This window comes from Chachezhania sediminis (genome assembly GCF_009765275.1).
Taxonomy (GTDB): Bacteria; Pseudomonadota; Alphaproteobacteria; order Rhodobacterales; family Rhodobacteraceae; genus Chachezhania; species Chachezhania sediminis.
This window is the reverse complement of sequence record NZ_VOPH01000002.1, coordinates 499,143-513,162: the sequence shown is the minus strand read 5'-3', so window position 1 is coordinate 513,162 and position 14,020 is coordinate 499,143. Positions and strand designations below refer to the sequence as shown.

The following is a 14,020-nucleotide window of genomic DNA, read 5'->3' as shown; positions in this document are numbered from 1 at the left end:
CTCAGTCGCTCTTGGGCCGGTTGTCGACGATGCGCACCGCCTTGCCCTGGCTGCGTTCCACCCCGCCCGGATCGGCAACCAGGACCCGGATCGAGATCCCGACGGTCGCCTTCACCCGATGCGCCAGGTCCTTTGCGGCCGCATCTCGAGCCTCGGCCTGGCTGTGGGTCTCGACCGCCTCGGTCAGGACCGTCAGCACGTCCATCCGGTCGGGCCGGCTGAGTTCGATCTGGAAATGCGGTGCCAGCCCGTCGACCGACATAAGCTGTTCCTCGATCTGGGTCGGAAAGACGTTCACGCCCCGCAGGATGATCATGTCGTCGGACCGGCCGGTGATCTTTTCCATCCGCCGCATCGACCGGGCGGATCCTGCCAGAAGCTGCGTCAGGTCGCGGGTGCGATAGCGGATGATCGGAAAGGCTTCCTTGGTCAGTGACGTGAAGACCAGCTCACCGGTTGCGCCATCCGGCAGCACCTCTCCCGTCACCGGGTCGATGACCTCCGGATAGAAGTGATCTTCCCAGATATGCAGGCCGTCCTTCGTCTCCACGCATTCGCAGGCGACACCGGGGCCCATCACCTCGGACAGGCCATAAATGTCGACGGCATTCATGTCGAAGGCGTCCTCGATCTCTCTCCGCATCGCGTTGGTCCAGGGTTCGGCCCCGAAAATGCCGACTTCCAGCGGCGACTTCCGCGGATCCAGGCCTTGCGCCGCGTATTCGTCCAGGATCGACAGCGCATAGGAGGGCGTGACCGTGATCCCCTTGGCGCCGAAATCCTCGATCAGGCGGACCTGGCGCTGGGTCATGCCGCCCGACACCGGAACGGTCGTCAGGCCCAGGTGGTCGGCGCCCAGATGGATACCCAGACCGCCGGTAAACAGGCCATAGCCATAGGCGTTGTGCAGGATGTCCCCGGGGCGCATCCCGGCAGCACGCAGCGACCGCGCGACGACGGCGCCCCAGACATCCAGATCATTGGCCGTATAGCCCACCACGGTGGGCTGGCCGGTCGTCCCGGACGAGGCATGGATGCGCTTCACCTGTTCCCGGGGAACGGCGAACATCCCGAAGGGATAGTTCGCGCGCAGGTCCTGCTTTGCCGTGAAGGGGAACCTGGCCAGATCGGCCAGGTCCTTCAGGTCGTCCGGATGCACCCCCGCCTTGTCGAAGGACTCCCGGTAGAACGGCACGTTGTCATAGGCGTGCCGAACCGACCACTTCAGGCGCTGCAGCTGCAGGGCAGAGATCTCGTCGCGGCTTGCGATCTCGATCGGGTCAAGGGTGTCCCGCGGGGGTGTCAGGTCTTTCATGCGGCTCTCTCCAATAGCAGCGCGATGCCCTGGCCTACGCCGATGCACATCGTGGCGACGGCGCGGTCCATGTCGTTGTCCTTCATCGTGATCGCGGCACTCAGCGCGATGCGGGCGCCGGACATGCCCAGGGGATGCCCCAGCGCGATGGCCCCGCCATGGGGATTCACGTGGTCGGCGTCATCCGGCAGGCCCAACTGGCGCATCACGGCCAGCGACTGCGAGGCGAAGGCTTCGTTCAACTCGAAGGTGCCGATGTCGCCCACGCTCAGGCCGTGACGCTCCAGAAGCTTCTGCGTCGCGGGCGCCGGCCCGATCCCCATGATCCGCGGCGGCACGCCCACGGTCTGCATGCCGGAAATCTTGGCAATCGGGGTCAGCCCGTACTTCTCGACCGCCGCCTCGGATGCGATGATCAGCGCCGCGGCACCGTCGTTCACGCCAGAGGCGTTGCCCGCCGTGACCGAACCGTTTTCGGCAAAGGGCGCCGGCAGCGCGGCCAGCTTCTCGACCGAGGTCAGGCGGGGATGCTCGTCCTTGTCGACGACCTTGGGATCGCCCTTCCGCTGCGGGATGGTCACCGCCACGATCTCGCGCGCCAGGCGACCGCTGTCCTGTGCCGCGGCGGCACGGGCCTGCGAGCGATAGGCAAAGGCGTCCTGGTCCTCGCGGCTGATCTGGAAATCGGTGGCGACGTTTTCGGCCGTTTCCGGCATGGAGTCGGTGCCATAGGCCTTGTGCATCGCCTTGTTGATGAAGCGCCAGCCGATGGTGGTGTCATAGATTTCCGCCTTGCGCGAAAACGCGCTGTCGGCCTTGGGCATGACCATGGGCGCGCGGCTCATGCTTTCGACGCCACCGGCGATCACCACGTCGGCCTCGCCGTTCCGGATCATGCGCGCGGCGGTGCCCACGGCATCCAGGCCCGATCCGCACAGGCGGTTGATCGTGCCGCCCGGCACCGTGTCCGGCAGGCCCGCCAGCAGCACCGCCATGCGGGCCACGTTGCGGTTGTCCTCGCCCGCCTGGTTGGCGCAGCCCATAAGCACCTCGTCCACCACCAGATCGGGATACTTGGCCACCACGGTCTTGATCACGTGGGCCAGCATGTCGTCCGGACGGACGCTGGACAGGGAACCGGCGAAACGGCCGATGGGGGTACGGATACCGTCGCAGAGATAAGCGTTGGTCATGATCATTCTTCCTCGAAATGATGGCCCTTGATGATACGGCTCAGGCCGCGGAACAAAGCCACCTGACGGCCGTCAGCCCCGGTGACGACCACGTCATACACCCCCGACCGGCCAGAAAGCGAGACTTCGGCGGCCACTGCCACCAGTCGTTCGCCCGGTTTTCCGGGGCTGAGAAAGCTGATCTGGTTCTGCTGGGCGACGGCGTTCTTGTTGTGGCTGTTGCAGGCAAAGGCAAAGGCGCTGTCGGCCAGCGTGAAAATATAACCGCCGTGACAGATCAAATGGCCGTTCAGATGGTGATCCTGAACCTCGAAGGACATCGTGCAGGTGCCGGGGCCCACGGCGTCCAGCGTCATGCCCAGCCATTTCGATGCCCGGTCGTTGGCCCACATGGCCTGCGCACTGCGCTCGGCCCGCTCCTGTGGCGTCATGCGCTTCCCCCCGATCTCTCTCCTGGCGAATCCCTTGCACAAACCCGACCGGACGGTCAAGAGTATTGCGTTCGGCCCGGATCCCTGTAGTGTCGGCGCAAAGACGCGAGGGAGGATCCGTCATGCTGAAACCCGAAAGCTTTGCCGCTGGGTCGTGGATCGCGCCAGGGACCGGCGCTCGGCCCGTCTATGGCCCCGTCACGGGCGAGATGATTGCCGAGGCCGGCGGCCCGGCGCCCGACGCACAGGCGATGCTGGACTGGGCACGCAGCGTGGGCGGACCGGCCCTGCGCGCCATGGGCTTTCACGACCGCGCGCGGCTGGTGAAGGACCTGGGCCAGTACATCGACGGCCGCAAGGAAGAGCTTTACGCCCTGAACCCGCTGACCGGCGCCACGCGGCGCGACGGGGCGGTGGATATCGAAGGCGGCATCGGCACGATGTTCGTCTTCGCGTCCAAGGCGCGGCGGGAACTGCCGGACGGACAGGTCTATGTCGACGGCAGCGTGGAACACCTGTCCCGCGGCGGCAGCTTCATCGGCCAGCATATCGCCGTGCCGCTGCAGGGCGTGGCCGTCCATATCAACGCCTTCAACTTTCCCGTCTGGGGAATGCTGGAAAAGCTGGCCCCCGCGATCATCGCCGGCGTGCCCTGCATCGTGAAGCCCGCGACCCAGACCTGCTATCTGACCGAACTCTGCTTTCGCATGATCATCGAAAGCGGCATCCTGCCCGAAGGGTCGGTGCAGCTGGTCGTGGGCGGCCTGGGCGACATGCTGGACCGGCTGGGACCGCAGGACGTGGTGGGCTTCACCGGCTCGGCCTCGACCGCGGAAACTCTGCGGGTGAATGCGAACCTGATCCGGAATTCGGTGCGCTTCCATTCCGAACAGGACAGCCTGAACGCGACGATCTTGGGCCCCGACGTGGCGCCGGGGTCGCCCGCGTTCGAGCAGTTCATCAAGGAAGCCGGGACCGAGATGACGGTAAAGGCGGGCCAGAAATGTACCGCCATCCGCCGGATCATCGTGCCGGAATCGATGATGGGCGACGTGGCCGACGCATTGCTGGCGCGGCTGGCCAAGGTGACCATCGGCGATCCGGCCTCGCCCGATGTGCGCATGGGTGCGCTGGCCTCGAACAGCCAGAAGGTCGATGTGCTGAGCAAGCTGGATGTCCTCAGTTCGGAAACCACCCGCCTGACCGGCAGCCCGGAAGAGATCGACCTGATCGGCGCCGACAATAACGGCGCCTTCCTGGCGCCGACGCTGCTGCGTTGCGAAGACCCGGACGCGGCACAGGCCGTGCATTCGGTCGAGGCCTTCGGCCCGGTGTCGACGCTGATGCCCTATCGCGACGTGGACCATGCCTCGGCGCTGGCCAATCGCGGCGGCGGGTCGCTGGTCGCCTCTCTCGTGACGGACGACCCGGCTGTGGCCCGGGACGTCACGCTGGCCACGGCCGCGTGGCACGGGCGGCTTTACATCACCGGGGCGTCCTCGGCCAAGGAATCGACCGGCCACGGCGCGCCCCTGGCCTTCATGATCCACGGCGGCCCGGGACGGGCCGGCGGCGGCGAGGAACTGGGCGGTATCCGTGGCGTCCTGCACTACATGCAACGCACCGCGATCCAGGGCAGCCCGGACGTGATCACCGCGATCACCGGCCAGTGGCAGAGCGGCGCGGCCGAGGTCACAGGCCCCGACCACCCGTTCCAGCGCACCTATGACGAGTTGTCGATCGGCGAGACGATCCGCACCGCGTCGCGTCCCGTCACGCTGGAAGACATCGAGCACTTCGCCGAGTTCACCGGCGACACCTTCTATGCCCACATGGACGAAGACGCGGCCAAGGCGAACCCGTTCTTCCCCGGCCGCGTGGCCCATGGCTACCTTCTGCTGTCCTTCGCGGCCGGCCTTTTCGTGCAACCGGATCCCGGTCCGGTGCTGGCGAATACCGGGCTGAATTCCCTGAGTTTCCAGAAGCCGGTCAGCCCGGGCGAGGTGATGAAGGTCCGCCTGACGGTCAAGCGCAAGACCCGGCGGACGCCCACCTATGGCGAGGTGGCCTGGGACGTCACGCTGTTCAACGAGGGCGACGAGCAGGTGGCGAATTACGAGCTTTTGACCATGGTGGCCTTCTCGCGCTAGACCGGCGCGATGGATCCATTAGCGCCCCTTGTCACCGCCCTGCATTCCGAAGGCCGCCTGCGCGTCTGGTCACTGGTGATCACCGTCTTCGGCGACCTGGTCCAGCATCGGGGGGGCGAGATCACGACCGGCCAGCTGGGGGAAATCCTGGGCCGGGTCGGCGTGGAACCGGGGGCGCTGCGCACGGCGCTGTCGCGGCTGGCCCGCGACGGCTGGGTGACTTCGGAGCGGGACGGGCGGACCAGCCGGTACAGGCTGACCCCCGACGGCGTGCGGGAATTCGCGCCCGCCACGTCCCGCATCTATGCCCCGCCGCGGACGGATCCGGTAAAGCGCTGGGTCCTGTCGGCCTATCTGAACGGCAATGGCAGCCCCGACCTGAGGCTGGACCCCGAAGGCTTTCAGGGAGAGGCGGCGGACCTGCGGGTCGTGGGGACACTGGCGGCGCTCAGCCCCGCCTATCGCGCGACCCTGCTGACGGCCGAACGGCGCGCGGCGCTGGAAGGTCTGGCAGCCGATCTGCCGGTGCTGGCTGCAGTCCCCCCCAATCCGCTGGAGGCCGCGGCGGCACGGATGCTGCTGATCCACCGCTGGCGGCGGATCGTGCTGCGCTGGCCCGACATGGCGCCCGAGCTGATGCCCGACGATACGCCGCTGCGCGATCCGCGCACGGCGGTGGCCGATACCTACCGGCATCTCAGCCCCGCGGCCGAACGCTGGCTGGGCACGGACTGGCCCACATCCGCCGCCAAGCGGGCCGCGACGGGACGCTTCGGCGGGCTTGATTTGTAAACCTTTTGGCGCGAGGCTGAGGGTATGACATTCCAGCCCCCCAGTCCCCTGCAAACCGGCCCCGTTCCTGCCCAGGTGGCCTTCGACCGGCGCGAATTGTCGGTCATCCTGTCGCTTTACGGTCGCATGGTGGCCGCCGGGGAATGGCGGGACTACGGGATATCCTGCCTGACGGACATGGCGGTGTTTTCGGTCTTCCGGCGGACAGCTGAAAATCCGCTTTACCGGATCGAGAAACGGCCCAAGCTGCGCGGGCGGCAGGGACAGTATGCAGTCGTCGCCATGGACGGACAGATCCTGAAGCGCGGGAACGAGTTGAAGACCGTGCTGCGAGTGCTGGAGCGGAAGCTGATCCGGATCGTCGAGTAACCGGCGTTGCTGTTGGGGGCTCTGCCCCCGCCGCGCCTTTGGCGCGACTCCCCCGAGGATATTTGAAGATCAAAGAAGTGGGGGCGTTGGGCGGTGAAGCCGGCGCCCTTGGGCCGTTTACCCGGGCAAGGTTCCCCTGACGGCTCTCGCCTTCCGACGGCAGGTAGGGTGCGTGGTATCCACGCACCGTTCCGCATTCACGACGACAGGCGGCGGTGGACCGTGACCGGATGACCGGCAGCCGCGATGCGTGCGATGGCGTCTTCGGCAGGTTCATAGGCCACGGCCATGTGGTAGCCGTTGGCATGCAGCAATGTGTCAGGGTCGGACACGAAGGCGACGTGGCCCTTCCAGAACAGCAGGTCGCCGCGCCGGCGGGGGGTTCCGTCGGGCAGCGCCTCGCCCAGTTCGGCGGCCTGCATGTCGCTGTCGCCGGGACATGGGATGGCGCAGGCGCGGCAGGCGGCCTGGACCAGGCCGGAACAGTCGATGCCCGCGCGGCTGTTGCCGCCCCAGAGATAGGGCGTGCCCAGCAGACGTTCGGCGACGGCGACCGGGTCGGGTTCTGGCGTGCCGATGGCCCGAAGGTGGGAGAGCGGGATGAAGCCGTCCTCCGTCTCGGCAAAGCGGCCGAAGGTGGCGTCGACGGTGACCCGCGCGTTCAGCGTCAGCGCGGGACCGGCAAAGGCCCTGGGATCCGGGTTGCTGTAGAGCCGGGTCGAGGCGGCCGAAACGCGGTGCGTGGCGGCGCGGAGCGATCCCAGCGCCGCGGTTTCGACATAGCCCACATAGGGATCGTCGACGGTTTCGATGAAGCTCCAGCCGCCGCGGTCCTCGTAGACCGTGACCGGGGCGCCGAAGAGGATCTGACGATCGAGCGCCCCGGCCGGCGTGCGGCAGAGGTTGGCCAGAGGACGCAGGACCATGCGCGCCTCGCCCTCGACCCGTTCGACACCTTCGGGCACGCCGGCCAGGCGGGCGGCGGCGACGCGGGGATTGGCCGGCCAGCGGCGGGGGTCCGTCACAGTTTCAGCACCGGGGTCAGCGCGGCAAGGACCGCGCGCACGCCCTGGCCCATGCCGCCCCTGGTCCGGCCGGGCTGGTTCGACATCGACCAGGCGAAGATATCGAAGTGGGCATAGGTCCCTTCGCCCGCGAAACGGCGCAGGAACAGTGCCGCGGTGATGGCCCCGGCCTGCCCGCCCGACGGCGCGTTGTCGAGGTCGGCATAGGGCGGTTCGATCTTCAGCTCGTAGGGATCGTGGAACGGCAGGCGCCAGACCGGATCGGCCAGGTCCTTCCCACCGGCATCCAATGCCGCGGCGACGGCGTCGCTGTCGGTAAAGTAGGGGGCGAGGTCGGCGCCGACCGCCACGCGGGCCGCGCCGGTCAGCGTGGCCATGGAGATCATCAGGTCGGGATTTTCTTCGGCGCCAAGGGCCAGCGCATCGGCCAGGACCAGGCGGCCTTCGGCGTCCGTATTGTTGACCTCGACCGTCAGGCCCTTGCGCGAGTTAAGGATGTCGCCCGGGCGCATGGCGTTGCCGGCGACGGCGTTTTCCACCGCCGGTATCAGGACGCGCAACTGCAGGTTCAGCTCCAGCGACATGATCATCCGGGCCAGACCCAGCACATTGGCCGCGCCGCCCATGTCCTTGCGCATGTTCAGCATGGAACTGGCAGGTTTCAGGTCGAGCCCGCCGGTATCGAAGCAGACGCCCTTGCCGACCAGGGTCAGGGTCGGGCCGGACTTGCCCCAGCGCATGTCGATCAGCCGCGGCGCGCGGGTCGAGGCACGGCCGACCGCGTGGATCATCGGGAAGTTGGCGTCGAGAAGGGCGTCGCCTTCCGTCACCTCGATGGCGGCACCGAAATCACCGGCCAGGGCGCGGGCGGCGGCTTCGAGTTCCGCCGGGCCCATGTCCTCGGCCGGGGTGTTGATCAGGTCGCGGATCAGGATCTCGGCCGCGGCGATCTTTTCCAGCTTGTCGGCATCGACACCGGCAGGCGGTTTGAGCCGCGGAGCGAAAGGGGGCTGCTTGCGATAGCGGTCGAAGCGGTAGCCGGACATCAGCCAGCCCAGGCATTCGACCTCCAGCGCGGGGGCATCCAGACCCGAGGCGATGGCATAGCTGCCGGCAGGCAGGGACTCGGCGCCCATGGCCAGCATGTAGCGGCGGCGCGACCGCTGGCCGGCATTGGCATAGCCCACCAGCGCCATGGCCGGCCCCCCATCGGGACCCGGGACCAGCAGCGACTGCCCCCGCGCGCCGGTGAAGCCGGCCGCCTGAACCCAGGCCTTCACCGCATCGGTCTGAGCGGCCAGCCAACCGTCGAGCGCGTCGAGCTCGATCACGTGAAGGGGGACGGCCGGGGCATCGGAACGGTCGAACGTGCAGGCTTCGGGATCGGACATGCGGGCCTCTTCGGTCTTGGATGGTACACTGTCGGCACCAGCCTAGCCCCGCGATCCGCGGACCGGAAGTCCCACCGGACGCGGGTCAGCTATGATCAGACCGGCAGGTGGTGAAGATCCCAGACCGCCGTCAGCGAGCTTTCCCCGATACGCATGAGCCGGGCGAGGATCGCGTCGAGCGCGATGTCGTCGCCGTTTTCGATGACTTCCGAAGCGTCGCGGGCGACCCGTGCCAGGGTGTTCATGCCGATCTGTTCGGCAATCGCGGCAACGGCCCGAACGCTTTTGCGGAGGCCGACCATGTCGTCGTTGCAGCGCTGAAGCGTGCATTGGGCCAGGCGGACGGCCAGTTCCTCCACCGCGCGGCCGATCACGTCTTCGGCCCCGGTTTCGCCCAGTTGGCAGTAAAGACGGGTCAGACAGTCCGGGTCCAGCCGGACCGTTTCCATCGTGTTGATCGCATTGATCGTCGCTACGGCCTTCATTGCACGGTCTTCCACTTTGTGATGCCCCTCACCCCATGACAGCAGAGCACGGCGGTCTTGCCAAATCATTGACCCTCGGGGACAAGCGGGGGCATTTTTTGCGTCGATTATCCCGGCAAGGACGGATAGACCGTCTGACGACCCCATCTCGAAGGACGCCCAGCGACATGGATTTTGCCCGCCCCCTGCCCTCCTATCTGGTCCAGCGCTATCGCGGCTGGAAGGCCACGTCCTATGTCCAGAACGAGGCCTGGTATCGCCACCTGGCCACGGACGGCCAGCACCCGCGCGCCATGATCATCTCGTGCTGCGACAGCCGGGTGCATGTGACCTCTATCTTCGGGGCCGATCAGGGCGAGTTCTTCATTCACCGCAACATCGCGAACCTTGTACCGCCCTATGAACCGGACGGCGATCACCACGGCACCTCGGCCGCGGTGGAATATGCCGTGACCGTTCTGAAGGTGGCGCACCTGATCGTGCTGGGCCATTCCGGCTGCGGCGGGGTGCAGGGCTGCATCGACATGTGCAAGGGCCATGCCCCGCAGCTGAAGGCGAAGGACAGCTTCGTCGGCCGCTGGATGGACATCCTGGTGCCGAAATTCGAGGGCGTGGCAGAGATCGAGGATCCGGACCAGCAGGCGCGCGCGCTGGAGCGTCAGGCGGTCCTGGCGTCGCTGGAGAACCTGATGACCTTCCCGTTCATCTCGAATGCGGTGAAGGACAAGTCGCTGACCCTGCACGGGCTGTGGCATGATATCGGCGCCGGCGCGCTGGAAGCCTTCGATCCGCAGAGCGGGACCTACCAGCCGATTTGATCCTTGGCCTCCCGGGGGGGCGGTGCGTGGGGACCACGCACCCTACGGGGCAGGACAAGCGGCGGCGCGTGCGGCCACGCACCGTACCCGGGGCAGGGACAGGTGAGGCCGGCGCAAGCGGGGGCTCCGCCCCCATCGCCCGTGCCGGGCGATTCCCCCGGATTATTTTCGAAAAGAAGAAGCCCGGACGCCGCTTCCAGCGTCCGGGCCGATCATTGCCGTAGGGGTGCGGGTCCCGCACCCACCGCTACCCTGGAAAGCTTACTCTGCCACGGTTGCGACTGCGGGCGTGCCCTTCTTCAGGCACTCGCGGCCCAGAAGCTCGGCGATCTGGACCGCGTTCAGGGCGGCACCCTTGCGCAGGTTGTCCGAGACGACCCACATGTTCAGGCCGTTCTCGATCGTCGAATCCTGACGGATGCGGCTGATGAAGGTGGCAAAGTCGCCCACGCATTCCAGCGGGGTGACATAGCCGCCGTCCTCGCGCTTGTCGATCACCATGCAGCCGGGCGATTCCCGCAGGATGTCGCGGGCTTCGTCCTCGTCCAGGAAATCCTCGAACTCGACGTTGACGGCTTCGGAGTGACCGACGAAGACCGGGACCCGGACGCAGGTCGCGGTGACCTTGATCTTGGGGTCGATGATCTTCTTGGTTTCGGCCACCATCTTCCATTCTTCCTTGGTCGAGCCGTCGTCCATGAAGACGTCGATATGGGGGATCACGTTGAAGGCGATCTGCTTGGTGAACTTCTTGCGTTCGTATTCGGCGGTCGGGTTGTAAATCGCCTTGGTCTGGTCCCAGAGTTCGTCGATGCCGTCCTTGCCCGCGCCCGAGACGGACTGGTAGGTCGACACCACGACGCGCTTGATCTTTGCGCGGTCGTGCAGCGGCTTCAGCGCCACGACCATCTGCGCGGTCGAGCAGTTGGGATTGGCGATGATGTTCTTCTTCGCGTAGCCGTGGACGGCCTGCGGGTTCACTTCCGGAACGATCAACGGGATGTCCGGATCGTAGCGATAGAGCGAGGAATTGTCGATCACGACGCAGCCGGCGGCGGCAGCCTTCGGCGCGTATTCCTTCGTCGGGCCGGAGCCGATCGCGAAAAGCGCGATGTCCCAGCCGGTGAAGTCGAAAGTGTCGATGTCCTTGGTCTTCAGTGTCTTATCGCCGAAGCTGACCTCGGTCCCGATGGATTTTCGCGACGCCAGCGCGGCAATCTCATCAACCGGAAACTCGCGCTCGGCGAGGATGTTCAGCATTTCGCGGCCCACGTTGCCCGTGGCACCCGCAACGACGATACGGTATCCCATTTTCTTTCTCCAACAGGTGTACCGGCCCCGGGCCGGGGCCGACCGGGGCGCTATACAGGAAACGTTCGCGCGGGGAAAGGCTTGGGGAGAAGGCGTTTCGAAACGCCTTGCAGGCGGCGAGGGGCCGCTTGGGAGGCCCCTTCCGAAAGGGGGCTTCCCGCTGCGCCGCCGCCGGGGTCAGCCCTTGACCGAGGCCGCCAGCGCCTTGGCCGCGTCCGACAGGATCGACACGTCGGCACCGATGGCCAGGAACTGGGCCCCGGCCTCGATATATTCGGCCGAGCGGTCGCCCAGCGACATGATCCCGGGCGCCTTGCCCGCGGCGCGGATGCGGCGGATCGCGTCCATGATCTTGTCGTGCACCTCGGGGTGGGTCGGATTGCCCATGTGGCCCAGGTCCGCGGACAGGTCCGCCGGGCCGATGAAGACACCGTCGACGCCCTCTACGCCCAAGATGTCGTCCAGGGCCGCCAGGCCCTTGCGGGTTTCGACCTGGACGATCAGGCACATCTGCGCATCCGCCGTGGCGCTGTAGTCCTTGATGCCGGAAAAGCGGGACGCGCGGGCAACTGCGGCCCCGACGCCGCGGATGCCCGCGGGGGGATAGATCATCGACTTCGCCAGAAGCTCCGCCTGTTCGCCGCTTTCGACGACGGGCACCAGAACCGTCTGCGCACCGGAATCCAGCACCTGCTTGATCATCCACGGCTCGCCAATGGGGACCCGCACCACGGGGGTCGACGGGCTGCGGTCCAGCGCGATCAGCTGGTCGCGGATCGCCGTGATGTCATAGGGCGAATGTTCGCCGTCGAGCACCAGCCAGTCGAAGCCGGTGTCCCCCATCAGTTCGGCCACGCCGATATGGCAGGTCGACAGCCAGCAGCCCCAGACGACCTCGCCCGCCTTCAGGGCTGCCTTGAACGTGTTGACGGGTACGGGCATCGCAAAGCACTCCTTGGGTTCGCAAGCCGGGGTCGCTGCCCCGGGCGCATCGGGCCCGGCGACAGTCGGTCACCCGGCCACGGAAATCAAGCCGTCAGGCCGGGCAGGGCAGCGCCGCCGCCATGTCGCGGATCACGTCATAGGCCAGCTTCACGTCGTCCTCGGTCGTTTCGAACTGGCCGGCCTGAAAGCGGATCGCCATCTGACCGCCCACCCTGGTCTGGGTCAGGTAGATACGCCCGTCGTCGTTGATCGCCGTCACCAGCGCCAGCGTCAGCGCATCCGCGTCGCCGCCTTCGGGCGCATAGCGGAAGGTGAAAAGCGACAGGACCGGTTCCGTCACGATCTCGAACCCCGGCGTGGCCTTCAGGCGGTCATGAAGATCAAGGCTCCACGTCACATGGTTGCGGATGCGGTTCCGCAGCCCTTCCAGCCCGTAGGCGCGCAGCACGAACCAGATCTTCAGCGCCCGGAAGCGGCGGCCCAGGGGCACCGACCATTCGGAATAGTTGACGATGCCGTCCTTGCCATGGGTCTTCAGGAACTCCGGCTGGATTGCCAGGGTGCGGACCAGATCGTCCGGGTTTGCCAGGAAATGCGCGGCGCAGTCGAACTGTACCCCCAGCCACTTGTGCGGGTTGAAGACGACGCTGTCCGCGTCTTCGATACCCGCCCACATGTCGCGGAATTCCGGGCAGATCATCGCCGAACCCGCCCAGGCCGCATCGACATGGACGTAAAGACCGTGCCTGTGGGCCACCGCGATGCAGTCGGCGATCGGGTCGGTTCCGCCGGTCCCCGTGCCGCCCACGGCCAGGATGACGCCCGCGGGCAAGAGCCCTGCTGCCCTGTCCGCCGTGATGGCCGCGTCCAGCGCCGCCGGATCCATGCCCCGCATGGGACCCTGGGTCGGTACGCGGACCAGGTTGTCCTGCCCGATGCCCGCGATCCAGATCGCCCGGTCGACCGAGGTATGAACCTCGACCGAGGCATAGACCCGAAGCGGCTTCTGCCCGGCCAGACCGGCCGTGTTTCCGGTCCATCCCAGCGCCTTTTCCCGCATGGTCAGCACCGCCGCCAGCGTGGCCGAGGACGCGCTGTCCTGGATCACGCCGGAAAAGCGGGTCGGCAGATCCAGCGACTGGCGCAGCCAGTCCATCATGCGGGTTTCCATCTCGGTCGCGGCCGGGGAAGTCTGCCACAGCATGCATTGCGCCGCGACGGCAGAGGTCAGGAATTCGGCCAGCACCGAGGCGGGCGAGGCGTTGGCGTTGAAATAGGCGAAGAAGCGCGGGTGCTGCCAATGGGTCATGCCGGGCATGACGATGTTCTCGAAATCGCGGAACACGTCTTCCAGCGGCTGCGGATCTTCCGGAGGCGCGGCAGGCAGGGCGTTCAGGATCTCGCCCGGCTCGGTCTGGGCGCGGACCGGGCGCTGGCCCACCGTCAGGTGATAGTCCTGCGTCCAGTCGGCGACCTTCCGTCCCCATGCCGCGAAGTCAGACCATTTCATTTCCGTGTCCCCCAAGTTCCCTGCCGGTGGCGCACCGGGCCCCTGCAATCGGGATGCCCCGACGACAAAGCCATCGCAAGACCCCCTGTGGCCGGCCGTTCCGAAGGCGCCGCGCGGTCGGCCCCTGGCGCGAGGTCCGGGGCCGGACCGGAGACCGGTCTCCCTCCGCAATTTACTTAACATGTGCACTTAAATCGATCACCTGTCAACCGGGATCGGCAGGTTGGCGCGCATCAGGTGGACGTCACGTCAACTGTGTCATCTTGCGCTGCGCATCGGGACAAG

General features: G+C 66.9%; 13 protein-coding genes. 4 read left to right on the top strand and 9 right to left on the bottom strand.

Going from position 1 to position 14,020, the window contains the following annotated elements; all coding sequences use genetic code 11:
• Nucleotide 1: 1 nt before the first annotated feature.
• From paaK to paaI, 3 genes are read right to left on the bottom strand one after another with little or no spacing between them, the layout of a single operon-like run.
• A complete protein-coding gene (paaK, locus tag FQK05_RS07315) occupies nt 2-1,315 on the bottom strand; it encodes a phenylacetate--CoA ligase PaaK (protein WP_158965264.1) in 1,314 nt (437 codons plus the stop codon).
• Nucleotides 1,312-2,508, bottom strand: coding sequence for a 3-oxoadipyl-CoA thiolase (pcaF, locus tag FQK05_RS07310; protein ID WP_158965263.1), 1,197 nt, complete (start codon nt 2,506-2,508; stop codon nt 1,312-1,314). The genes paaK and pcaF overlap by 4 nt, the downstream gene beginning before the upstream one ends.
• A 2-nt stretch (nt 2,509-2,510) precedes the next feature.
• A complete protein-coding gene (gene paaI / locus FQK05_RS07305; RefSeq protein ID WP_158965262.1) occupies nt 2,511-2,939 on the bottom strand; it encodes a hydroxyphenylacetyl-CoA thioesterase PaaI in 429 nt (142 codons plus the stop codon).
• 122 nt (nt 2,940-3,061) lie between these two features.
• Between paaI and paaZ the strand changes: the two genes are divergently transcribed.
• The 3 genes from paaZ to FQK05_RS07290 are packed head-to-tail and all read left to right on the top strand — an operon-like array spanning nt 3,062 to nt 6,250.
• Complete coding sequence (gene paaZ / locus FQK05_RS07300; RefSeq protein WP_158965261.1) at nt 3,062-5,089, top strand: phenylacetic acid degradation bifunctional protein PaaZ; 2,028 nt, start codon at nt 3,062-3,064, stop codon at nt 5,087-5,089.
• Nucleotides 5,090-5,098: 9 nt separating this feature from the next.
• A complete protein-coding gene (locus FQK05_RS07295) occupies nt 5,099-5,881 on the top strand; it encodes a PaaX family transcriptional regulator C-terminal domain-containing protein (RefSeq protein ID WP_158965260.1) in 783 nt (260 codons plus the stop codon).
• A gap of 24 nt (nt 5,882-5,905) precedes the next feature.
• Entirely contained in the window at nt 5,906-6,250 is a 345-nt protein-coding gene (locus tag FQK05_RS07290; RefSeq protein WP_158965259.1) for a DUF2794 domain-containing protein, read from the top strand.
• Nucleotides 6,251-6,447: 197 nt separating this feature from the next.
• On the opposite strand, the gene FQK05_RS07285 is transcribed toward FQK05_RS07290, so the two are convergent.
• The 3 genes from FQK05_RS07285 to FQK05_RS07275 all read right to left on the bottom strand — a co-directional run bounded on the left by FQK05_RS07285 (nt 6,448) and on the right by FQK05_RS07275 (nt 9,151).
• Nucleotides 6,448-7,275, bottom strand: coding sequence for a C40 family peptidase (locus tag FQK05_RS07285; RefSeq protein ID WP_158965258.1), 828 nt, complete (start codon nt 7,273-7,275; stop codon nt 6,448-6,450).
• Complete coding sequence (locus FQK05_RS07280) at nt 7,272-8,666, bottom strand: leucyl aminopeptidase family protein (protein WP_158965257.1); 1,395 nt, start codon at nt 8,664-8,666, stop codon at nt 7,272-7,274. The genes FQK05_RS07285 and FQK05_RS07280 overlap by 4 nt, the downstream gene beginning before the upstream one ends.
• Nucleotides 8,667-8,761: 95 nt before the next feature.
• Nucleotides 8,762-9,151 carry a hypothetical protein gene (locus FQK05_RS07275; RefSeq protein WP_158965256.1) on the bottom strand — a complete coding sequence of 130 codons (390 nt, stop codon included), beginning with the start codon at nt 9,149-9,151 and terminating at the stop codon, nt 8,762-8,764.
• A 167-nt stretch (nt 9,152-9,318) separates the two neighbouring features.
• Between FQK05_RS07275 and FQK05_RS07270 the strand changes: the two genes are divergently transcribed.
• Nucleotides 9,319-9,969: a carbonic anhydrase gene (locus FQK05_RS07270; protein ID WP_158965255.1), complete on the top strand. Its 651-nt coding sequence runs from the start codon at nt 9,319-9,321 to the stop codon at nt 9,967-9,969.
• A gap of 261 nt (nt 9,970-10,230) precedes the next feature.
• Here the strand turns inward: FQK05_RS07270 and FQK05_RS07265 are convergent, their stop codons facing one another.
• From FQK05_RS07265 to FQK05_RS07255, 3 genes are all read right to left on the bottom strand, one after another.
• Complete coding sequence (locus tag FQK05_RS07265; RefSeq protein WP_158965254.1) at nt 10,231-11,280, bottom strand: aspartate-semialdehyde dehydrogenase; 1,050 nt, start codon at nt 11,278-11,280, stop codon at nt 10,231-10,233.
• A gap of 177 nt (nt 11,281-11,457) precedes the next feature.
• Nucleotides 11,458-12,222, bottom strand: coding sequence for an aldolase/citrate lyase family protein (locus FQK05_RS07260; protein ID WP_158965253.1), 765 nt, complete (start codon nt 12,220-12,222; stop codon nt 11,458-11,460).
• Nucleotides 12,223-12,316: 94 nt separating this feature from the next.
• The gene (locus tag FQK05_RS07255) at nt 12,317-13,735 is read right to left on the bottom strand and encodes a pyridoxal phosphate-dependent decarboxylase family protein (RefSeq protein ID WP_158965252.1); all 1,419 of its coding nucleotides are present in this window, start codon (nt 13,733-13,735) and stop codon (nt 12,317-12,319) included.
• Nucleotides 13,736-14,020: the final 285 nt, after the last annotated feature.